25 protein-coding genes, 2 tRNA genes and 4 pseudogenes are annotated in these 20,372 nt (G+C 57.2%); 16 read left to right on the top strand and 15 right to left on the bottom strand.

Annotated elements, in window-relative coordinates; translation table 11 throughout:
* Positions 1–124: 124 nt before the first annotated feature.
* A complete protein-coding gene (locus tag GUY40_RS17045; RefSeq protein WP_166570076.1) occupies positions 125–1,177 on the top strand; it encodes an AraC family transcriptional regulator in 1,053 nt (350 codons plus the stop codon).
* A 9-nt stretch (positions 1,178–1,186) separates the two neighbouring features.
* Here GUY40_RS17045 and GUY40_RS17040 read toward each other — a convergent pair whose 3' ends face one another.
* Positions 1,187–3,814: a DUF3141 domain-containing protein gene (locus GUY40_RS17040; RefSeq protein WP_166570075.1), complete on the bottom strand. Its 2,628-nt coding sequence runs from the start codon at positions 3,812–3,814 to the stop codon at positions 1,187–1,189.
* A 259-nt stretch (positions 3,815–4,073) separates the two neighbouring features.
* Between GUY40_RS17040 and phaP the strand changes: the two genes are divergently transcribed.
* Positions 4,074–4,628, top strand: a complete 555-nt coding sequence (gene phaP / locus GUY40_RS17035) for a TIGR01841 family phasin (protein ID WP_166570074.1) — start codon at positions 4,074–4,076, stop codon at positions 4,626–4,628.
* Positions 4,629–4,669: 41 nt separating this feature from the next.
* Here phaP and phaR read toward each other — a convergent pair whose 3' ends face one another.
* Positions 4,670–5,188 carry a polyhydroxyalkanoate synthesis repressor PhaR gene (gene phaR / locus GUY40_RS17030; protein WP_166570073.1) on the bottom strand — a complete coding sequence of 173 codons (519 nt, stop codon included), beginning with the start codon at positions 5,186–5,188 and terminating at the stop codon, positions 4,670–4,672.
* Between the two features lie 65 nt (positions 5,189–5,253).
* Here phaR and GUY40_RS17025 point away from each other — a divergent pair, with 65 nt between their 5' ends.
* Complete coding sequence (locus GUY40_RS17025) at positions 5,254–5,565, top strand: hypothetical protein (protein WP_166570072.1); 312 nt, start codon at positions 5,254–5,256, stop codon at positions 5,563–5,565.
* 265 nt (positions 5,566–5,830) lie between these two features.
* Positions 5,831–5,904 (top strand) — tRNA-Cys (locus tag GUY40_RS17020).
* Between the two features lie 123 nt (positions 5,905–6,027).
* Here the strand turns inward: GUY40_RS17020 and GUY40_RS28380 are convergent.
* The 3 genes and pseudogenes from GUY40_RS28380 to GUY40_RS17010 form a co-directional block, all read right to left on the bottom strand.
* Positions 6,028–6,156: pseudogene (locus GUY40_RS28380) on the bottom strand (integrase); the annotation flags it as partial.
* A 38-nt stretch (positions 6,157–6,194) separates the two neighbouring features.
* Positions 6,195–7,661, bottom strand: coding sequence for a Gfo/Idh/MocA family protein (locus GUY40_RS17015; protein WP_166570071.1), 1,467 nt, complete (start codon positions 7,659–7,661; stop codon positions 6,195–6,197).
* A gap of 622 nt (positions 7,662–8,283) precedes the next feature.
* Positions 8,284–8,511, bottom strand: a pseudogene (locus GUY40_RS17010) (hypothetical protein); the annotation flags it as partial.
* A 233-nt stretch (positions 8,512–8,744) separates the two neighbouring features.
* Here GUY40_RS17010 and xth point away from each other — a divergent pair.
* The 3 genes from xth (at position 8,745) to GUY40_RS16995 (ending at position 10,115) form a co-directional block, all read left to right on the top strand.
* On the top strand, positions 8,745–9,539 hold the full coding sequence (gene xth, locus GUY40_RS17005) for an exodeoxyribonuclease III (protein ID WP_166570070.1): 795 nt from the start codon (positions 8,745–8,747) through the stop codon (positions 9,537–9,539).
* Between the two features lie 138 nt (positions 9,540–9,677).
* Positions 9,678–9,881 (top strand): DUF6021 family protein, encoded by a 204-nt coding sequence (locus GUY40_RS17000; protein WP_166570069.1) that lies wholly within the window; start codon positions 9,678–9,680, stop codon positions 9,879–9,881.
* A gap of 21 nt (positions 9,882–9,902) precedes the next feature.
* Entirely contained in the window at positions 9,903–10,115 is a 213-nt protein-coding gene (locus tag GUY40_RS16995) for a hypothetical protein (RefSeq protein ID WP_166570068.1), read from the top strand.
* A gap of 53 nt (positions 10,116–10,168) precedes the next feature.
* On the opposite strand, the pseudogene GUY40_RS28375 reads toward GUY40_RS16995, so the two are convergent.
* Positions 10,169–10,387 (bottom strand): annotated as a pseudogene (locus tag GUY40_RS28375) (SDR family oxidoreductase); the annotation flags it as partial.
* A gap of 396 nt (positions 10,388–10,783) precedes the next feature.
* On the opposite strand from GUY40_RS28375, the gene GUY40_RS16985 reads away from it, so the two are divergent.
* Positions 10,784–10,870 (top strand) — tRNA-Leu (locus tag GUY40_RS16985).
* A gap of 103 nt (positions 10,871–10,973) precedes the next feature.
* Here GUY40_RS16985 and GUY40_RS16980 read toward each other — a convergent pair.
* Positions 10,974–11,264 (bottom strand): addiction module antidote protein, encoded by a 291-nt coding sequence (locus tag GUY40_RS16980; protein ID WP_166570067.1) that lies wholly within the window; start codon positions 11,262–11,264, stop codon positions 10,974–10,976.
* 1 nt (position 11,265) lies between these two features.
* Complete coding sequence (locus tag GUY40_RS16975) at positions 11,266–11,565, bottom strand: type II toxin-antitoxin system RelE/ParE family toxin (protein WP_166570066.1); 300 nt, start codon at positions 11,563–11,565, stop codon at positions 11,266–11,268.
* Positions 11,566–11,839: 274 nt separating this feature from the next.
* Between GUY40_RS16975 and GUY40_RS16970 the strand changes: the two genes are divergently transcribed.
* The gene (locus GUY40_RS16970; protein WP_166570065.1) at positions 11,840–12,400 is read left to right on the top strand and encodes a UPF0149 family protein; all 561 of its coding nucleotides are present in this window, start codon (positions 11,840–11,842) and stop codon (positions 12,398–12,400) included.
* 295 nt (positions 12,401–12,695) lie between these two features.
* Here the strand turns inward: GUY40_RS16970 and GUY40_RS16965 are convergent, their stop codons facing one another.
* The 4 genes from GUY40_RS16965 to GUY40_RS16950 all read right to left on the bottom strand — a co-directional run bounded on the left by GUY40_RS16965 (position 12,696) and on the right by GUY40_RS16950 (position 14,680).
* The gene (locus GUY40_RS16965) at positions 12,696–12,902 is read right to left on the bottom strand and encodes a hypothetical protein (RefSeq protein ID WP_166570064.1); all 207 of its coding nucleotides are present in this window, start codon (positions 12,900–12,902) and stop codon (positions 12,696–12,698) included.
* A gap of 33 nt (positions 12,903–12,935) precedes the next feature.
* Complete coding sequence (locus GUY40_RS16960; protein WP_166570063.1) at positions 12,936–13,160, bottom strand: hypothetical protein; 225 nt, start codon at positions 13,158–13,160, stop codon at positions 12,936–12,938.
* 178 nt (positions 13,161–13,338) lie between these two features.
* Positions 13,339–13,542 carry a hypothetical protein gene (locus GUY40_RS16955; protein WP_166570062.1) on the bottom strand — a complete coding sequence of 68 codons (204 nt, stop codon included), beginning with the start codon at positions 13,540–13,542 and terminating at the stop codon, positions 13,339–13,341.
* A 118-nt stretch (positions 13,543–13,660) separates the two neighbouring features.
* Positions 13,661–14,680 (bottom strand): branched-chain amino acid aminotransferase, encoded by a 1,020-nt coding sequence (locus GUY40_RS16950; RefSeq protein ID WP_166570061.1) that lies wholly within the window; start codon positions 14,678–14,680, stop codon positions 13,661–13,663.
* 221 nt (positions 14,681–14,901) lie between these two features.
* Between GUY40_RS16950 and GUY40_RS16945 the strand changes: the two genes are divergently transcribed.
* Positions 14,902–15,123, top strand: coding sequence for a hypothetical protein (locus GUY40_RS16945; RefSeq protein ID WP_166570060.1), 222 nt, complete (start codon positions 14,902–14,904; stop codon positions 15,121–15,123).
* A gap of 17 nt (positions 15,124–15,140) precedes the next feature.
* On the opposite strand, the gene GUY40_RS16940 is transcribed toward GUY40_RS16945, so the two are convergent.
* Complete coding sequence (locus GUY40_RS16940; protein WP_166570059.1) at positions 15,141–15,413, bottom strand: DUF6555 family protein; 273 nt, start codon at positions 15,411–15,413, stop codon at positions 15,141–15,143.
* A gap of 142 nt (positions 15,414–15,555) precedes the next feature.
* Between GUY40_RS16940 and GUY40_RS16935 the strand changes: the two are divergent.
* From GUY40_RS16935 to GUY40_RS16920, 4 genes and pseudogenes are all read left to right on the top strand, one after another.
* Positions 15,556–15,777, top strand: a pseudogene (locus GUY40_RS16935) (PAS domain S-box protein); the annotation flags it as partial.
* A gap of 96 nt (positions 15,778–15,873) precedes the next feature.
* Positions 15,874–15,990, top strand: a complete 117-nt coding sequence (locus GUY40_RS28835; RefSeq protein WP_371924838.1) for a hypothetical protein — start codon at positions 15,874–15,876, stop codon at positions 15,988–15,990.
* A gap of 72 nt (positions 15,991–16,062) precedes the next feature.
* Positions 16,063–17,505: an ATPase domain-containing protein gene (locus tag GUY40_RS16925; RefSeq protein ID WP_166570058.1), complete on the top strand. Its 1,443-nt coding sequence runs from the start codon at positions 16,063–16,065 to the stop codon at positions 17,503–17,505.
* 23 nt (positions 17,506–17,528) lie between these two features.
* Positions 17,529–17,885: a response regulator transcription factor gene (locus GUY40_RS16920; protein ID WP_166570057.1), complete on the top strand. Its 357-nt coding sequence runs from the start codon at positions 17,529–17,531 to the stop codon at positions 17,883–17,885.
* Positions 17,886–17,921: 36 nt separating this feature from the next.
* Here the strand turns inward: GUY40_RS16920 and csrA are convergent, their stop codons facing one another.
* Both csrA and GUY40_RS16910 read right to left on the bottom strand, forming a co-directional pair.
* Positions 17,922–18,119, bottom strand: a complete 198-nt coding sequence (gene csrA, locus GUY40_RS16915) for a carbon storage regulator CsrA (protein WP_166570056.1) — start codon at positions 18,117–18,119, stop codon at positions 17,922–17,924.
* Positions 18,120–18,313: 194 nt separating this feature from the next.
* Positions 18,314–18,988, bottom strand: a complete 675-nt coding sequence (locus GUY40_RS16910; protein WP_166570055.1) for an HAD family phosphatase — start codon at positions 18,986–18,988, stop codon at positions 18,314–18,316.
* A 142-nt stretch (positions 18,989–19,130) separates the two neighbouring features.
* Here GUY40_RS16910 and lexA point away from each other — a divergent pair, with 142 nt between their 5' ends.
* Together lexA and imuA are read left to right on the top strand one after the other, a co-directional pair.
* Positions 19,131–19,748 (top strand): transcriptional repressor LexA, encoded by a 618-nt coding sequence (gene lexA / locus GUY40_RS16905; RefSeq protein WP_166570054.1) that lies wholly within the window; start codon positions 19,131–19,133, stop codon positions 19,746–19,748.
* On the top strand, positions 19,748–20,365 hold the full coding sequence (gene imuA / locus GUY40_RS16900; protein WP_166570053.1) for a translesion DNA synthesis-associated protein ImuA: 618 nt from the start codon (positions 19,748–19,750) through the stop codon (positions 20,363–20,365). The genes lexA and imuA overlap by 1 nt, the downstream gene beginning before the upstream one ends.
* Positions 20,366–20,372 lie beyond the last annotated feature (7 nt).

Below are 20,372 nucleotides of genomic sequence, written 5' to 3'. Positions count from 1 at the left end.
GCAGAAAAGTGAGTGCGGATGGCTTGCATCAAACTGTAATAAAAGTTACATCTCTTAAGGTTTTAATGTGAATTTTAGGTGAAATTGCAACGGTTGTTCGGCTCCGTAAGTCATTGAGGGAACTATGTATAAAGTGAGTGCAGGCTATGCCGGTGTGCTATTGAATACGCTTTCAGCTCATGGATTGAATGTGGTTGATTTGTGTCAGGCGGCAGGGTTGGATAGGGAGCTCCTGTGTCAGCCGACAGCCTCTTATGACAGGTCCGTCATTTACCGCCTTTGGGAGCTGGCGGCGAGAGAGTCCGAAGATCCGGATATCGGCTTCAAGTCTTACGGTCATGTCCATCCAGGCAGCTTTCAGATCGTTGGCTACACCATGATGTCCAGCCTGAATCTGAAGAAGGCCCTTGAGCGCCTGGTTCGATTCAGTCCATTGATCGGTTCCGGATCCAGTCTTTATTTTGTCCAGGAAGAGCAGAATTACCGCCTGGCCGCGCTGCATCTGCAGCAAGAGGACTGCGTCAAACCCCGGCAGTACACCGATGCCGGACTGGCTTCGTTGCTCGGTATCTGTCGCTGGCTTACCGGTGGGCTCGTGCCGCGAGCCTTGAGTGTTGCGTTCACCTACCCGCAGCCTGCGGATATATCCGAGCATCAACGGCTTTTTGATTGCCCTCTGGTTTTCGGCGCTGCGTATGACAGCATTTTGTTCGACGGGCGGGATCTGCTGCATCAGCTGACGATGGCCAATGAGATGTTGGCCAGCTTCCATGACAGTTTTGCCGAGGCGCAGTTGGATCAAATGCGCGGCTTCACGATTGTTGGGAGGATTCGCTCGCTGCTCAATCAACGTTTGAGTCTCGGACAAGGGCCGTATGACATGGAGTCGGTAGCTGCAGCGCTCAATATCAGCAAGCGAACGCTGCAACGAGCACTGGAGAAGGACGGCACGCAATACAAGGACGTTTTGAACGATCTGCGTCGAAAAATGGCTGCCTTCTATCTGTGTCACTCACATTACAACATCAAGCATGTGGCGTATCTGCTCGGGTTCCATGATCACAGCAGTTTTCATAAAGCCTGTAGCCGCTGGTTCGGCATGTCGCCTGGCAGATATCGGTTCGATGAAGCTTCTCTGAAGGGCCAGCAGGAGGATGCCCCCCGGCTGGCCGGCTGATGCATGCCGCTATTGCTTGGGCTTGCTTGGGGTCTTTGGTTTTCTGACTCTGCTGGTCTTCTTCGTGTTGCTCGTCGAGGGATTGGCTGAGGCTTTGGGGGCGGGCATCGGTGATGTCGCGGGGGCCGTTGGCTGTTCCTCGTTCACGGATGCCGTCTCGATAATCGGCTGCGATGCCTGAGGTGCAGGTTCCTCAACCGGTTTCACAGGCTCTACCGGCTCTACCGGCTCCGCTAGTTTCAGAGGCTCTAACGGCTCCGCCAGTTGCACAGGCTCTACCTGCTCTACCGGCTCCGCCAGTTGCACAGGCTCTACCGGCTCCGCGGTCGGCATGTCTGTTTCAGCGGTGGAGTGGGCGGGCGGTTCATTCAGGCCAGGGACTGGCAGGGGCACTTCGAGCAGTGTATGCAGCTCACGCCAGAGTCCCCCTGTAGCTCCTTCAGCTGACAGCAGCTCGGGCACCCACTGCGCCACCGTGGCCAATACTTCCTGTCGGTCTTCGATTTGGGGGAGCAGCAACGGCAGGCTGCGAAGGCTTTCCTCGGGGTGAGCGAAGACCAGTAGACTCTGCAGTTGCAGGGTTTCGCGCAGGGAAGTGGTGTTGATGGCGTGCTTCAAGGCCAGAGCATGGCCATGCTGAATCCATTGTTCGATGCGTCGCTTGCCGATTTTGTCGCTGTTGCGTCCGAGCAGAAACAGGATCCGAACAAGCGCATCCAGTCTGCCGCCGTGGGGCAGCGCCTCGCGCAGGCGTGCAAGCAGTGCTTTGTCCTGCAGGCTGGTCGGCTCTTCGAGATTTCTTGTAGTCGGCCTGCTGGTCAGGGCGTCCATCGCACTGTAGACGCTGTAGAAACACAACTCCTGGGCTGCATCGCGCACATCACGAAAAGCGTTCAGGGTATCGTGCACCAGATTGGAGAATAGATCCTGCCAGGCCAGCAACGGATTGTCCTGGCGTATGGTGCGACGGTCATTGCGGACCAGGTCGGCGGTCCCGGCAAGCCACCACAGTGCTGGATTCAGGCTGCTCCAGACCACCTGTTGCTGATGAAAGGGATGCGCCTTGCGCAACACTTCAGCCGTTGGCTCATTGATCACCTGGCGCATGAAAGGGCGTACGAACCAGCTGTAGAGCGCGCTGTTGACCTCCGAGGCACGGTCTACCAAGGTGAACTCTTGCTCGCTGTCGCGTGTCGGCTTGCTATCGCCGTGGATATCGGCGATTCGCCGCGGCTCGAAGCGCACAGAGTATTCCAGGCTGTCACTGTCCGCTGGATCGGGTACGTCGTCGATCAGCAGTTCATACAGGCCTGCCGGTAACGCATTGATGGCTTCGACAGCCCCCAGTAATTCCCGGTGCTCGCGTCGGGCAACCTTGCCGGAAACGAAGATCCCCAGATGACCAACGCTGGCGTGTCGCAGATAGACGATAGTGCGTCCGGCGGCGCGCAAGGCGAGATCGCTGGGATAGACGTCGCTGATCCAGTCCAGCGCCTGCTGTGGCGGGGTAATGTTATCGCCGTAAGAACAGAACACGACCACCGGTACTTCGATCCGTTTCAGGTCAAGGCCGGTGCTCTTGCGACCAGGACCGCCGGACAGTTGGTTGCCGATGAACAGGTCGTCGACAATCATCTCGATCTCGTCCCCATTGAGCAGGGTCGGACTGCCCCACCAGCGTTCGAAGTCGAGGAAACGTGCAGCCTCATCGTCGACGTCTCGGAACAGGTGATAGTACTTGCCCCAATAGCTGTTGGCCGGGTCCAGGTTTTCGAAATTGCTGACCAGCCAGGCCCCATCGAAACGGTCATTGCCCAAGTCGCTGCCCAGGCGAGTTACCCAAGCGCCACCCAGCAGGCCACCGGCATAACGCATCGGATTGCGCCCATTCACACCGGCCCAGTACGACAAAGGGGCGCCATTGATGATGAGCAAGCCCGGAAGTTCTGGCCGCACGGCAGCCAGGCTCATCAGCGCCCAGCCTGCCTGGCAGTTGCCGATCACGACGGGCTTGGGGCTGGCAGGATGGAGCGCTCTGACGACCTCGATGAAGTGGGCTTCGGCTTCGGTAATGTAGTCCAGGGTTTGCCCAGGTTCTGGCGAATGACTGAAGGCGATGAAATAGGTGGGGTGTCCGGCTCTCAGGCTTTCGCCAATTTCCGAGTCTTCCTTGAAGCCGCCGATGCCAGAGCCGTGGCCACCGCGTGGGTCAATGATGATGGTCGGCCGGCTGGTGCTGTCGACCTTTTGTTCAGGCCCCGGAAGGATGCGCAGTAGTGAGTAGTTGACCGGGTGGGGCAGGTCCGCGCCATTGACCAGCGTCTCATGGTCGAACTTGAGCAGCAGTGGATACCCGGCGTGTTGGTGAGCCAGGGTGTTGTCACCACGTTGGCGCAAGGTGTCCCAGAACAGCACGCTTCGCTGGCTCAAGTCGTTGAAATATTCCAGCCAGTCGTTGAAGCTGGGTTGCTCGAGCAGTCCATGACGCAGAGGGGCAAGCGTTTTTTCCTGGCGCTTGTGCAAGGCATCAAGGATGTTGCGGGTATTAAGATGCCGGACCTGCCCCAGATGATTCGCCAGGTTTTGCTGTGTGGCGAAATGGTTATCTTGCGATGCAACAGAGTCTTTCTGGCCCATGAGTATCTCCTGGGGTGGCGCGTCCGGAATGGTTGACTGCCATGGCCATTGCCTGAGGATGCTGGCTTGGCTTCGAAGAGTAGTGCTGGGGGGTTTTATAGCGAATAGTCGCGTGATGAGCAAAGATTTTTTGTGCGCCGCACAAAAAAGGGTTGCCAGAGGAATTTGTGCGTTGCACTATAAAGTCAATCGCGATGACTCGAAAGAACTGCTGTCGCGTTTCTGGCCTGATCGGCCTTCTATCCAGGGAGACTCACGCATGACTTTTTTCAACGCAGAAAAGTTTCAAGAAGCTCAGAAAGCCAACCTTGACCTGCTGCAGCAAATCAGCGGCAAAGTCTTCGCCAGCGTTGAGCAGTTCAGCCAACTGCAATTCAAAGCGCTGCGCACCACCAGCGAAGAGCAGTTCGAGAGCCTGCGCAAGCTGTTGGCGGTACGTGATGCGCAAGGTTTTGCGGAACTGCAAGCCTCGCTGCTGAAGCCTAATGTACAAGCCGAACGTCTGGTCGAGTACAACCGTCAGGTTCAAGAGCTGATTTCCGGCACCCAGGCAGACGTTGCCAAACTGGCCGAGCTTCAGGTGGCAGCGGGCATCAATCAGGTGAAAGAGTTCGTTGACGTGATCAGCAAGAACGCCCCGGCAGGTTCCCAGCCCGCGGTTGCGGCATTCAAATCGACGCTGGACAACGCCGGTAGCGTTTACGAGAACGCACAGAACGCCGCCAAACAGGCCGCAGAGCTTGCCAAGACCGGCTTTGAAGCAGCGACCAACGCAGCGGCTGGCAAACCGGGCAAGGCAGCAGGCTCTAACTAAGTAGCGCTATATTCGCAGCAGCAGTACCGATGGCGATGAGGTTACTCCTCATCGCCATTTTTTTTGCGTCCGGCACCTGGCTGGCTTGGCGATGTGCCGCCGAAAATGCCGAAGAGATTCTGCGTGTTCAGGTAGAGCGCCTTTGACTGGTCGACATATTGACGCATCAAGTCCTGCATGACCGGCGTTTGCTGGTGCATGAATTCGCTCCACGCCACGGAAGATTGCGCGCCGGTCTGCTTCTGGATGTCGAGGACCGCCTGGATGCTTTTATCCAGGTAACTGCCAAGCACATCCTGGTAGGGACCATAAAACTGGATGACGCCCATGAGCATCTCAGTGGAGAAGATGGGAACTCCATCACTTTCAGCTTCCAGAATGACCTGCAGCAGGATACTTCGAGTCAGATCCTCGCCGGTCTTGGCGTCGACCACCTGAAAGGGAACTCGGTCGACCACCAACTGACGTATGTCCGCCAGTGTCAAATGGCTGCTTGTGTGTGTGTCGTATAGGCGGCGGTTTGGATATTTCTTGATCAGACGGGGGGTGTTGTCTGTCATGGGGGGACTTCTCATGCTCAGTCTTATAACCGTCATCTTATCCTATCTGTGATGGTTGCTGCGGATTGGCGATCGTAATTGTGTTTAGCCTTATAACTTTGATGAGGCGCAAGCGGTCGAAGGGGGGGCTGGATGTCTCAACGCGCAATCGCCACCGTGCTGCCGAAAGTACCCCGCGCCTGGTCACGTCGGTTGCGGCGCGGGATTTTTGGGTGGATTTTCTTCAGCAGCACGTGGCTGAATTTGCAGCGATGAATCAGCCGTTTTATGACCAGATCGAGGTGGTGGAGGCAACGCACGATCAAGAGTACCTGCAACAGATGAACAGCATCGGTAGGGCACGGAAGTGGCGCAGGCTGCTTTGGTTCAGCGACTGACCCTAAGTGCACTGCAACGTGAAGCTGACTCGATAGGTGTGGATTCACAACCGGGGCCGTCTTTTCATGCATGAAGGGAGGGGGCAATTTTTTTAAAATCAAGGGGTTGCAAGCCTCTGCGAATGAGTACATAATTGCGTCCATCGAAAGGCAGGAAGCGTAAAAAACTTCAATACTTTCAAAGAGATAGATAGAGATTTAGATCTCTTTCATTTCCAGCGTTTAATGCATCTAGAGTCGGTTGTTTAGTGCTTTAGGTGTTTGAGGCCGAGTAGCAAAATGGTTATGCTGCGGATTGCAAATCCGCCTACGCCGGTTCGATTCCGACCTCGGCCTCCACTATTAGAAACCCCGTAGATTAACGTCTACGGGGTTTTTTCTTGTGCGCACGAAAATGGCAGAGTCCCAAAGCTCTCTCATGTTGGTGGCTTCGCGATCGTCTCGACACGTCGGTAGACCTTCTCCGTAGCACGGGTTTTCCTTGTGCATGAGGCCCCACTCCCGCGCAGTATTGAAGATGTGAGAGAGCAGGGCGATCTCCCTGTTCGCCCTTGTCTTTGCCGACCTGGCATCACGGTACTGAGCGATCATCGGTGTCTGGTCAGAGGTGACTCCATTCGTTGATGAAATCAGATGACGACTTCCAGGCGCTTCGTGGTCTTCCAGTTGCCGCGCGTGAAGTCCGGAAAGTTCTGCGGCATCCCGTCTTCTTTTACTGACTTACGAGACAGTGGGGCAACAGAAGACCAGAAAGCACCTTCATAGACGTTTTGATCGAGGGTCATGCCTTCGCGAAGGCATTCGATAATTCGGAAATTCATGATGGCATCCATGCCTCCGTGGCCCCCGTATTTGAGGCCGATCGCCGCCATGCGCTTGTAGAGGGGATGGTCAAAGTACTCGTAAAACGCATTAAATCCGCCTCCCTCGATCCAGGAGTGATAATCCGAACCTTGATCCGGTTTGTCTTCAGGCAGATTGAGAAGCTTACGAAGCGCGGGTGTCGCGTTGTTCCAGCAATAATTCAATGCTAATCGGTTAGGGAAGCCAGCGCCGACGCCGTGAGTGCCCTGGATGAGGTTGAGACGGCTGTAAGGGCGCGGGGTAGATTCGTCCCACTGAATCATGATCGTGCGGCCTTGCGCAGTCTTGATGACCGAGGTGTTTATATCGGCACCTGTGCTGAAGTCGATTTGGTTGAGAGGAGAATCCGGCTTGAATTTTTCTCTGGCATAGAGCTGGTTGTTTTTCGCTGGGGATGAGAACGAAACCAGGCGGCGAAAGTTATCATCACCGCGAGCAAGGCTCATGTACTGAGCCACTGGCCCCAAACCGTGAGTTGGATAAAGGTTGCCGTCAGTTCCAGCCCTGTGATGGACCCGCCAGAACCCGCTGCCGCGGCCAGCTTCTACCTGATTCATCTGGTCACGAAGTTCGTGAATATATGCTGCTTCGCCGTGCAGAATTTCGCCGAAGACGTTCTGGCGGCTCATGTTCAGGAACATCAACTCTTCGCGCCCGTAATTGACATTTTCCAGCATCATGCAATGGCGACCGGTTTTTTCGGACGTATCGATGATCTTCCACAGTTCCTCTATTGAGGTTGCCATCGGCACTTCTACAAATGCGTGGGCACCGGCATTCATCGCATCAATAGCCATCGGTGCATGCCATTCCCATGGGGTGGCGATCCAGACGGCATCTGGCTTTGTTTCGGCGAGCATTTTCCGATACTCGTGTTTGTCGCCAAAATAAAGTTTCACATCCTTATGGCGCTCGGGATCAGCTCTCAGTGCAATATTTTTCGAGGTGTTGCATAGGTCTTCATAGAGGTCGCAGATGGCCACAATTTCGGTGCCTTCACAAGCTGCGACTTGCTCAACGTGGGTTGGCCCCCTAGCTCCGACGCCGATGATGGCCACTTTGACCTTGTCGAGTTTCGGAGCAATGAACCCGCCCATGTATTTGGCACCGGCTACTCGAGACGGTGCTCCCACCTGGGCTGATGCCAAACCAGGGAAGGCTGCAAGACCAACAGTCAAGCTGCCAAGTGTTTTAAGAAAACCACGACGCGGGAGGCCCGACTGGTCGTCCATGATTAAGAACTCACTCTCAAAATTGGAGGATGTAAAGCAAAGCGGCGAGAGTACCGTAATTATTTGTAACGTGAAATTGTCTCGCCATCTCATTCCGCTGATCTCGAACCATGCTGGTGTGCGCACCGCATGCCGAGGTCATTGAGACGCTGGCGCAGAAGTTCACAGAGGAGCTATTTGGGTAGCGGTCCGAGGGGCATGCTGCGCTCTGGACAACCCTGGTGACGCGGAGATTGGTTTTCAGGAACTGCGCTTTCTTACTGATAGTCTCCTTGAGGACTGTCTAAACGTGCTGCGCCTCAACTACTACGTAGAGGGGGACTGTTACAAGCACATTGAGAGCGGTGCTGACATGTTGAAGACTCTGCAAACTGTAGGCGGGTAACTTGGGAAAAGTTTTGGGACGCGGATCGGACTCAAAGCCGCAGCCACAAAGGATCTGTCTATCGATTGCAAATCCGCCTACGCCGGTTCGATTACGACCTCGGCCTCCACTATTGGAAACCCCGTAGATTAACGTCTACGGGGTTTTTTCATGCCTACGATTTTTCGAATCGTTTCCGCAGAAATACGGATGAGTTCCGCAGTTTTCGCTTAAACCTTTCCGGCAGGCATCAGCTCCTCATGGCAACGTCGCAGGCCGAATATATTCAGGCGTCAGCACGTTGAACCAGAACAGAATCATGCCAGCCAGTATGGTCACCAGAACCAACAGTCCCACGCCCCAAACGCAGGTGGAGTAGAGCATTCCACGGTTCTGAACGATGCGCATGAAGTGGGGTAGGCCGACGAACAGCAGATGGGTGGAATACGCACTTGCGATCAGCAGTGCGTCCACCGCCAGGCATCGGTAGGTTCGCTAAACAGTCCGATGACGTGCGGTTTCATGGCGGAGTCCTGATACACAGCGCGTGAACCACTCTCACTCATAAGGGTATGGATACGTATCGGTGCCGAGGGTTTCAAGTTTTTCGCGCTCCGACAGACCGCTCATCACCTGAGCTGACTTTGCCTGGCCGCTCCGGGTCATGAAGATGAAAGCAGCCCGGCCATCGAGTGAGCGGTGTTGCGAGGAGATCGAGGATGAAAGCGCTGAAAATCGCCACCTTCAACATCAACGGTCTGCGCGCCCGCTTACCAAACCTATTGCAGTGGCTGGCGCGGGAGCGCCCCGACATTGTCTGTCTGCAGGAGCTCAAGGCGCAGGACAAGCAGTTTCCCGTAGCCGACTTCGAGGCAGCCGGCTACGGGTCGCTGCACCATGGGCAGGCGTCGTGGAATGGGGTGGCGATTCTGGCTCGCGATACGCAGCCGCTGGAAACCCGGCGCGGCTTGCCGGGCGCCGAGGACGACTTGCAGAGCCCCTACCTGGAGGCGGCGGTGCACGGAGTGTTGGTGGGCTGCTTGTACTTGCCCAACGGCAACCCTCAGCCCGGGTCGAAGTTCGACTACAAGCTGGCCTGGTTCGAGCATCTGATCGCGTATGCCGAACCATTGCAGGCCAGCGAGCACCCAATGGTGCTGGCCGGCGACTTCAACGTGGTGCCCACCGATTTCGATATCTACAACACTCGCTCATGGCTCAAGGATGCCTTGCTGCAACCGGAGAGTCGCGCCTGCTATCAGCGCCTGCTGGCGCAGGGCTGGGTCGACTCGATACGTCATCTATACCCCGAGAAGCGGGTCTACATCTTCTGGGACTACTTCCGCCAGCACTGGCAGAAAAACTCAGGGCTACGCATCGATCACCTGCTGCTCAATACCGCCCTGGCGCCTTATCTGAAAAACGCAGGCGTCGACGCGCGGGTGCGCAATGAGCCGCATGCGAGCGATCATGCGCCGGCGTGGATCGAACTGGCGGGCCGCAAGCAGCGCTGAGTCTCTACAGGTTTTGCGGTGCTTCCCCTTTGCATTTACGAAGCGGCATACGCCACTGGTCAGCCGCACCGCACGAAATTGCGGTGCGAGCCTCTTATGAAGTGAAACCTCTCTTCAATGTGTGACCAGGAGGCGACCATGAGCGCCAACACTCCCACGGGCCCTCATTCTTCAGAACACGGTTCGGGTGACAAGGATTTGGGATTCGACCCGGACTCGCCGGACGTCGGCGATCCACAGGTCGACCCGATCGGCCCGGCCAGGGCGCCCCTGGATCCCGATGTAGAGAAAGACAAGAAACCCACGAAACCTTATGACCCGCTGGGTGACCTCAAGTACTGAGGCCTCAACACAGAGGTGCCTATGTCGACCGATTCGAGTTTCGAGGACCAAAGCGCCTCGTCCAAGCCAGGGCAAGCAGCAGAGGATGCCGAAAAGAAGCTTGATAAGTCCATCAAGTCCGATCCTCTGGCCCGGCCTGACGTCGTCACCCGAGAAAAGCCTCACAGTGGCCGGGACCCGGCGACCGGTGACGGGATACCGGATGACGAGGACATGCCGCTTCCCAATGACTGAGCCCTTGTGCGCCAAACGAGAGCACTGGATGCGCTCGTTTGGCTTGGTGCCCACAAAATGGGTCTACCCCCGGTAACCGCGTAACGCGATCCCGAGATATAGCTGGACTCGTCCGAGCCCAGCAGCACATAAATCGGCGCCACCTCCACTGGTTGGCCTGGCCGACCCAGTGGTGCGTTGACCCCAAAGTTTTTCACGGTTTCTTCCGGCATGGTCGACACGATCAGCGGCGTCCAGATCGGCCCGGGCGCCACGCTGTTAACCCGTATGGGGTAGAGCTCCATTTTAATCTGGATGCCCGGTACCCGTTGGGCCCGGGAGGGGGGCGGTGGTTTGGGGTAGTCGGTCATGGTGCTGCTCCCAACGTGGAGGATGAAAACAAAAGCCTGTTGGGAAGTGGACTCGAGCTAGTCGAGCAGAGTTCAGGTAGATGTGTCATGGCTCGCAGATCCTGCGGGCTTGAGCTACACGCGATTGATTTTCAAGGAATTTATTTCAATGTCTGAGCGGGGTTGGGGGAGGCGCGATAGCAGATTTGGGCTTGATTCATGGCGTTCATCTGTATATATTCGAGCGCTTGTCACGCGCACGGCGGATCTTCCTAATCGTTATTAGGAGTGATCGCCACATTCATCGCAGAATGCGTCTGACCGCTGTACAGCGCTACCGCCCGAATGGCGAAACTGGTAGACGCATGGGACTTAAAATCCCCCGCTCGTAAGGGCGTGCCGGTTCGATTCCGGCTTCGGGCACCATACATATCAAGGGCTTGCGTGAGGTTTCTCATGCAGGCCCTTTGTGTTTTTGGGGCAATTTATCGAGCAGAGTGCGCTTCTCAGGTGCGCCCTCGATACCCGCTCAACTGTGCGCCACGGCCGCGTGCAATTCGATACCCATCGCCCGCATCACCTTGACAACCGTATCGAAGCGAGGCTTGGCTCCAGGTGCGAATGCTTTGTACAGGCTGGCCCGACCCAAGCCAGAATCTTTGGCTATTTGCGCCATTCCACGCGCTTTGGCTACATGGCCAACTGCACGAATCAGCTCGTCGGTGTCTCCATCAGCCAGAACCTGGGATAGATACTCGCTCACGGCTTCGTCGTTATCGAGTAGCGCCGCCATGTCGAACGGAATAAGGGTATCAGGCATTTCAAACTTCCTTCGCCATCGTTTTCGCCTGCCGGATATCGGCAGACTGTGTGGATTTGTCACCGCCGACGAGCAAAACGATGATCAAGCCGTCGCGCATGGTGAAATAGATGCGGTAGCCAGCGCCCACATCCACGCGCATTTCAGACACGCCTCCACCCACGGTCTTTATATCTCCCAGATTGCCGATCGAGGCTCTGTCAATTCGTCTAGCTATCGCAATCCTGGCTCGCAAGTCACGGACTGATGCGTGCCATTGGGTAAAGATCCTTGTTTGCTGGATGATGTAGGTATCATGCATGAGTGTATCCAATCGGAGACTTAATGCAATCCTGCACCATCGTTGCACTTAGCAGGCATCAGCCTCCCGCGTCGCGGAGTAGCTCTCCTTTTCTAATTTCAGGCGAGAAAAATCAAAAGATAGCTGGGGCGCCCAAGTCGGGCCCCTCATGCGCCGTTTGCCTGTCCATCGTCTCTTGGTCATTGCCGCCACTGGATAAAAGCGCCATCCTTCCCGCCTTTTTCAAGCGCACTCCAAGCTTTCGCGCTGCGCCCAGCAAGCCAAGGAACATTCCATGCAAAACTCCCCGCTCGATGCCTACGATTTTGAGATCATCGAAGACACGCTGCTCAGATACGGCGACGATCACTCCGTTCTCAATCCTTCCGAGCTTGATGGTTACTTCACTGCGCTGGTGTCCGGCCCTGCGCCGGTGGATATTGCGGATTGGTTTCCAGGCATTTGGGGTGGGCAGAATCCTGAGTGGGAGAGCTCAGAAGAATGCGAACAGTTCATCGACTTGACGGTTCGTCACATGAACGCGCTTGCCATCCAGTTGGCCGATGATGCGCGCGGTTTCAAGGCGTTTTTCGAGCAGACCGATTACCAGGGGCAGGTGCTTGCCCTGGCTGAAGAGTGGTGTTTCGGTTACCTGCGTGGTGTCGCGGTGGGCAACTGGCCAGAGCTTCCGGCTCCCCAGGCCGCCGAACTGGAAGCGATCGCTTGTTGCGCCGAGCAAGACAACTTCGAACTCCCGGCTGATCTGGATGTGGCACGGCATAGCCAGAGCGTCGCGGCGATCGAGCCGGCGGCTCGTGCCTTGTATGCGTATTGGGTGACGCAGCGCCAAGGGTGAGCGGTTTCGCTGTTCTGATCTGTAGTTTTATTCGTTATCTGAATCTGTTTCCAGAACAGCCACCCTCCGACAATGACTCACAGTTAAGTGATCATCACGTAGGAGGCCCAATGGCCAAGCTTGCGATTTTCCTGTTTGGATTTATTTCGTTAACCATCCTGATTGGTGCCTTGGCGACAATCTCTCCGGTTTAGGGGGGCTCCCCCTGAAGGCTCGCTGTGGCTCATTTTGGCGATAACGGCAAGACCCGTTTGCAGGAGCGGCTTGCGCCGCGAACGGCCGTATGGCGGCCCCGTCATTCATTCATCAACTCCGCAATACCGCGCGTGATGTGCTCCAGATTGCCGTCTATCTTGGTCAGGGCTTCTCGCACGTTCTGCGCTACGTCAACGGAGCCGCGCTGCTCGACCCACAGCGACAGTTCTTCGACTGCCGCTGCAATGGCCAGCTGGTTCTCGTTGAGCTTGAACAGCAAGGAGGGGATGAGCTCGTTGGTCGGCATGACATTCTCCTCCTGCGAGGGCTGGCAAGCGCGTTATCGGAAGCGGGGCAATGGTCGCTCGACATTCAGCGAAGTCAGGGTTTTTTTCACCAGCACTTCGTCCGCCTCGACCGCCTTGAGGCTGTCACGGATCTTGCCGGCCACGGGCACGTCGCCCTGTCGGTCGATCCAGTCGGCAATTTCCTTGCAGGCAGATGCCAGCCGATCCTGGCGGTGATTGATCAGTGAAAGCAGGGTGGTGAGTTCTTTATCGGCCATTTGGAATTCCTCCGTTTAGCGAGGAAAGTGTAGCAGCAGGTTATCAATGTGCTTGTGGAACTGCTGAAGCGTTCCTATGCCGATGCTTTGGTGCAGACCAGTGGCAACAATCCCGAGCGCAAAAATGCCTGGCAACGCTGGCGGGTCAGTATTTGAAGGAGTTCAAGGCTCAGCTGCCTTAGGGTTTATCGTCGGGAGTGGGCTTGTCAGGCCAGGCGAGCTCATCATCCAGCGCTCGCTGGCGATTACCGAGAGAACTGACGCATTCGTGCAGCAGTTCTTCACACAGCGGTTCGCCGAGGGCGTTTGCCTCCTGCAACCCTTCATCGACCAGTTCGTCGCGCGGTTCGTGGACCGAATCCTCAGGATCATCCCAGCTCATCAGCGGGCTCCAGTGATGGACGGATCCATCACTGTAACCGCAACCTCTATCAATCGGGATGAGAGCCGATTGCCGGTCGATTGGCCAAATGCCCTGGAAGAGCATCTGGCCCATCAGGTCAGACCTTGACGATCCAGCCTTCTGGCGCTTCAACATCGCCTTTCTGGATACCGGTCAGTTCGTTGTACAGCCGCTGGGTGACTGGGCCCACTTCGGTCTCGCTGTAGAACACGTTCAGCTTGTCCTGGTACTCGATACCGCCAATTGGGGTGATGACCGCGGCAGTGCCGCAGGCGCCGGCTTCCTTGAAGTCGCCCAGCTTATCGATATACACATCGCCTTCGACCACTTCCAGGCCCAGGCGCGATTTGGCCAGCTCGATCAGCGACAGGCGGGTAATGCCTGGCAGGACCGACGGAGACTTCGGCGTCACGAACTTGTCGTCTTTAGTGATCGCGAAGAAGTTGGCCGAACCGACTTCCTCGATCTTGGTGTGGGTCAGCGGATCCAGGTAGATGCAGTCGGCGAAGCCTTTTTCCTTGGCTTTCTTGCCCGGCAGCAGGCTGGCGGCGTAGTTGCCACCGACCTTGGCGGCACCGGTGCCCTGCGGCGCGGCGCGGTCGTAGGTGGAGATCAGGAACTTGTGCGGTTTCATGCCGCCTTTGAAGTAGGCGCCCACCGGGATGCAGAAAACCGAGAAGATGAACTCGGGTGCCGTGCGCACGCCGATGTTGTCACCCACGCCAATGACGAACGGGCGCAGGTACAGGGCGCCGCCAGTGCCGTAAGGCGGGATGAATCGCTCGTTGGCCTTGACCACTTCTTTACAGGCTTCGATGAACTGCTCGATCGACACACCCGGCATCAGCAGGCGGTCGCAGCTGCGCTGCATGCGCAGGGCGTTCTGGTCCGGGCGGAACAGGTTGATCGAACCGTCCTTGCAGCGGTAGGCCTTCAGGCCCTCGAAGCATTGCTGACCGTAGTGCAGGGCGGTCGAGCCTTCGCTGATGTGCAGCTGATTGTCATCGGTGAGCGCACCTTTTTCCCACTCACCGTTGCGCCAGTGGGCAAGGTAGCGTTTGTCGGTCTTGATGTAGTCGAATCCCAACGTGTCCCAATTAATGCTTTCGTTACCCATGACATCCTCGATCAATTGACATCGCCTGGCGCTCCAGACGTCTTGTTCGCCAAGAAAGCATGATCATACCTGCAAGCCTTGCCCAATTTGCACCCCTTTTATCGTCGTAGTGCAGGCGAAGGTGGCGCTCAGTCATTCAAATTCGGATTTGTACTACAGAAACCCCGACTAAGATGAGGTAAATCTGAGTCCAACGCAGCTGAAAGACACAGGGCACGCGCATGCAAGTCATCCTCAAGTTCATCCGTTCGGGCCAACTCAGAACCCTGCATTGCAGCAGTATTGAGGATGCCTTTTTTGTCTATGACGACTTGGGTGCCGCCCAGACCCTGGTCGATGCCGAGCTTCTGTGCCCGCAAAAAGGAACACGTGCCCGGATTACGCCGGGGGCGTGCAGACAGGCGATCGCTCAAGAGCTGGCCATTGGCCTTGAGTGGGGTTGATGGGCCTGGCTGCAAGCTCACGGTTGCCGTTTGTCGCTTAAATCCATGGCTGCAAATTCATCGGTGTCGCTTAAACGCCAACGCACGTCCTCCACGCCAAACTTCTCTGCGCACGGCCGCGTGGTCTTTTTGACCTTCTCCCGGCCATAGCGGCCAATCCTGCCAATACCCGCATCGCAAGCAGCCCAATGCCAGGCCTCGTTGTTGTCCATGGCTTCGGCGCGGATGATGAATGACTTGGGCGCACCGTGCAGCCGATAGTCAATCACATAGAGTTTTGCGTTAATCATGAATCGGTCATCCCTCCCGGTAGTCTTCAAGTGAGTCGCCGGGGGAGAAAAAATTCAGTTGGATTGGCTGACAGAGGGCACGGGTTTAGTCTTATGCTTGCTTTTATCAGCTCGCGCGGCGCTCGCTCCAGATGGAGTTTCAATGGAACAGTCCAGCCGGTCTCCGCTTGATTCGCTGCATGAAAGCCCTTATGAGCAGCTGGTCCAGACCGTCGTGGACTACGCCATTTACATGCTCAATCCAAAGGGCGAAGTGATCTCCTGGAATGCCGGTGCCGAGCGCATCAAGGGTTACCGCGCCGAGGAAATCATCGGTCAGCACTTTTCAGTGTTCTTTACCCCTGAAGACCGGGCACAGAAGCGATAACGGCCGCGGCATCGACGCCACGACCTTGCCGCGGATCTTCGAGCCGTTTTCACGACCAAGAGTTTTGGCAAGGGCACGGGCACGGGCCTGGGGTTGAGTCAGGTATATGGTTTTGCCAAGCAAAGCAATGGCTGCATCAATGTTCAAACGGTACCTGGGAAAGGAACCCGCATGACCTTGTGTCTTCCTGCATGGAGCGACGGCGGTTAACTTGCGGCGTGATGCGGACAAGGGTTCGATCACTGCCAGACCCATCAACACATTCATCAAGGCAGGCCAACTTTGGAACAGCTAAAGCGTGTTCGAAGCGGGATCGAAGGGCTCGATTCGCTGCTCAAGGGAGGGCTGGTGGTCGGCGCTTCCTACATTATTCAAGGCCGCCCGGGGTCGGGCAAAACCATTCTGGCCAACCAATTGGCATTCAACCATGTGAAGGAAGGCGGGCGTGTGCTGGTTGCGACCATGCTGGCCGAATCCCATGAGCGGTTGTTCCAGTTTCTATCGACGCTGAACTTTTTCGATGCCTCGTGCGTCGGTAACGAAATCCAGTTCGTCAGCGCCTTCGATACCCTGGAGCAGGAAGGCCTTGATGAGGTGGTCAAGCTGCTGCGCGGGGAGATCAGCCGGCACAAGGCCAGTGTGCTGATTGTCGATGGGCTGCTCAACGCCCGCTCCAAGGCGGAATCTGCGCTCGATACCAAGAAATTCATCGCCCAATTGCAGGGGCATGCCGCCTTTGCCGGTTGCACGGTGCTGTTTCTCACCAGTTCGCGGCTGGAGGACGGCAGCCCGGAACACACCATGGTCGATGGTGTGATCGAACTGGGCGAAGAGTTGGTCGGCAACCGTTCGATACGCCGCATACATCTGCGCAAGACCCGTGGCAGCGCAGCCTTGTCGGGCCTGCACGAGTGCGAGATCACGGATCATGGCCTGGTCGTGCACCCGCGTCTTGAGAGTCTGTTCAGCCATCCCTCGCGGCCCGACAATTCGGATATGAGCCGTACCACCAGCGGCATTGCCACGCTGGATCTGCTGATCGGGGGTGGCCTGGCACGCTCGTCGGTGTCATTGGTGATGGGGCCATCAGGGATTGGCAAAACATCGCTGGGCATCAGCTTTCTGGCTGCCTCGACCGTGGCGGAGCCTGGCCTGCATTTCGGCTTTTATGAATCACCCACTCGCCTGCAGATCAAGGCCAAGGCCTTGGGCCATGACTTTGAAAGCCTGCAAAAAAGTGGGGCGCTGCACGTTGCCTGGCAGCCGACGACTGAAGGACTTCTCGACGGCCTTGGGATTCGCCTGCTCAAGCGGGTGGACGAGCACCGGATCAAGCGGGTGATGATCGACAGCTTGGGTGCGCTGGCGCGCATTACCACCAGTCCGGCGCGCCTGAACGAGTTTTTCAGTGCCCTGACCGGTGAGCTTCGCGCCCGTGGGGTGACTGTATTTGCCACCTGGGAGATGCGCGATATTTTCGGCTCGGAAATCAATGCGCCGGCACCGGGCCTGTCCAGCATTGTCGACAATTTGTTTTTAATGCGCTTTGTCGAATATGAATCTGAACTTAAACGCCTGCTGTCCATCCTTAAGATAAGGGACAGCCTTTACGATCCAGCATTAGTAGAGGTCGTCATCAACGATCATGGAATTGATCTGAAGAAGGCGTTCAAGCATGCAACCGCCGTTTTGTCCGGCACTCCCGATCCCGCCAGCAAGCCTTGACGCTTTTGACCGGGCCGCCTGAGATGAGCACCATTCTGATAATCGACGATGAATACCTCATTGCAGAGATTCTCGGCATGGCGTTGGAGGATGAGGGCTATGAGGTGGTCAAGGCGGCGAATGGGGCCAAAGGTCTTGAGCTTATCGAGCAGGCGCAACCGCATCTGGTGATCACTGACTACATGATGCCGGTGATGAACGGTCTGGAGTTCGCGCAAAAGCTTCGGCAAAGTGACCAGCGCGTGCCGATCATTTTGATGAGCGGGGCTCAAGCCAACCAGTTCCGCGATGATCCGCTCTTTGCGGCTGTGTTCGACAAACCCTTCAGAACTGAAGATATCATCGCCACGGTGCGCAGTTTCATCCAACCTGCAGCGTGATCTGGCCTACCGCTGGCAGGCCATTACGGTCTTTCATTATTGCTGGCTGTGATCCTTTTCCGGGGGCGGGCTGCCGGCCTGAATACGTTTGTAGATTTCCTCGCGATGGACCTGAACATCCTTTGGCGCGTCGATGCCGATTCTCACCTGCATCCCTTTGACCCCCAGAATGGTGATCTTGATGTCATCGTTGATGACAATGCTTTCTCCAACCTTGCGGGTGAGTATCAGCATGAATAACTCCTTGAGTGCTTGACGAACCTGGCCAGTCGCTCCTTGCGGATATCAACCTGGCAGGTCCCTGGATTCCGGATAGCATCCGTCTTTCTCTTCATTAAAGACGCATCCTGAAACTTTTAATTCCCGCCGATGCAAATAGCACAAACAAGCCCTGACATTTTTTCCAGTGTGGCACGCTTGACGGGCTTTTAGAAAGTGTGGCTGCTCTGGGGCGCCATTCGCTCGATCAATTGCCACAGGCGCTCATCGTTGAAGTCATCGACTACCAGCTTTGCACCGGCCTCTATCAACACCGGGTGTGACTGACTGGTAGCGATGCCGACGGTGAAAATCCCGGCGCCGCTGGCGGCCCGGACACCGGGGATCGAGTCCTCGAAAGCCAATGCCTGATGGGCTTGCGCCTGAAGGTGTGCAAGGCCGGTCAGATAAGGCAGCGGGTCGGGTTTGGCGCGTGGCAGTTCTTCGGCCACCAGCACGCTTTTGAAACGACCGGTCAGGCCCAGGGCGGCAAGCATGTGGTTGGCATTGGCGCGCGGGGCGTTGGTGACCACGGCCATGCCCAGTTGGCGGCTGTCGGCGAAGTCGAGCAAGCGCAGCAAACCCTGGACCGGCTGCAGGGTCGGCGACAGGGCGCGGAACAGCGCTTCCTTGCGATCGGCAAAGGCCTGATGGTGTTCAACGTCGCGATCCGGAAACAGATAGCGACACAGCTCGGCATTGGCGCGCCCGCTGACATGCTGGTCGAACTCGTCTTCAGTGAATACCCGGCCTTCTTCGAGCAACAGCTGTTGCATGGCCAGCAAGTGGATCCTGTCGGTATCGGTCAAGGTGCCGTCGAGGTCGAACAGCAAGGCATTGAGCATGAGGGAGTCCGTGATGTGGGCGAAAAAACGACGATCATAGCGAAATTTTTCTGACTGCTGCGATGGGGCATGAGTCTGTCGGTCCTACGGGATGGTCGTCTGACCAGGGGGGGCTAGCCATATGTTCTCCAGAAGAGTACAAATGTACTCCATGACGACCTTATCTCCCCGCCGTAGTGCCATCCTGACCTTTATCCGCGACCGCATCGCGCAACAGGGCCAACCGCCGAGCCTGGCTGAAATCGCCGAGGCCTTTGGCTATGCCTCGCGCAGCGTCGCGCGCAAACACATCCAGGCCCTGATCGAGGCCGGTTTTATCGAGGTAACACCGAATCAGGCCCGTGGCATTCGCCTGGTGCGCTCGTTGCAACGCGCCGAGCCGCTGGACATTCCGGTGCTTGGGCAAGTGGCCGCCGGTGCACCGATCGGGCCTGATGCCCAGGTGCATGAACGCCTGCTGCTGGACCCGCACCTGTTCAACCGCTCTCCCGACTACCTGCTGCGCGTACGCGGCGACTCGATGATCGAAGACGGTATTTTCGACGGTGACCTGGTGGGCATCCTGCGCCAGCCCGAGGCCCGCGAGGGGCAAATCATCGTCGCGCGCCTGGACGGTGAAGTGACCATCAAGCGCTTCGAGCGCATCAAGGGCGGTTACCGCCTGCTGCCGCGCAACCCGGCGTACTCGCCGATTGAAGTCGGCCCGGACCGCGACTTCGTGATCGAAGGCGTGTACTGCGGCCTGGTGAGGCGCGACTGATGGGCGCTGTGGTCAGCCTCGATGGCCTGCTGGATGAGCGCCGGGTCTGGAAGGGCCGTGCGCCGGTCCGGCCTGTGGGCGTGCACCCGACCGGGCATGCGGCCCTGGATGCCGTCTTGCCCAGCGGTGGCTGGCCAGCGGCAGCCCTGACCGAACTGCTGTTGGCCGCCGATGGCTGCGGCGAGCTGCAACTGTTGTGGCCAAGCCTCGCCCGACTGACCGCCAGCAGCGAGCGGGTGGTGCTGATTGCGCCGCCGCATATTCCCTATCCACCGGCCTGGCAGGGAGCCGGTATCGACCTGCGCTGGTTATCCGTGATCGACGCCAGCGAGCGCGACACGCTCTGGGCGGCCGAGCAGTGCCTGCGCTCAGGCAGTTGTGGCGCGGTCCTGTGCTGGCTGCCCAAGGCCGATGACCGGGCGCTGCGGCGCTTGCAGGTGGCGGCCCAAACCGGGCAGACCCTGGCCTTCGCCTGCCGCCCGCAGCAGGCAGCATTGAACCCTTCTCCAGCGGCCTTGCGCCTGGCCATCGATGCTCAGCCTGCGCAGTGGCGGGTGCTCAAGTGCCGAGGTGGCCTGGCCCCCGCGATGCCGATCCCGTTCAGCGGGCGAGGGTGATGCGGTC

It is taken from the genome of Pseudomonas sp. R5(2019) (genome assembly GCF_009905435.1).
Classification (GTDB): domain Bacteria; phylum Pseudomonadota; class Gammaproteobacteria; order Pseudomonadales; family Pseudomonadaceae; genus Aquipseudomonas.
The sequence above is the reverse complement of the archived record's forward strand: the minus strand, read 5'-3'. Positions and strand labels throughout refer to the sequence as shown.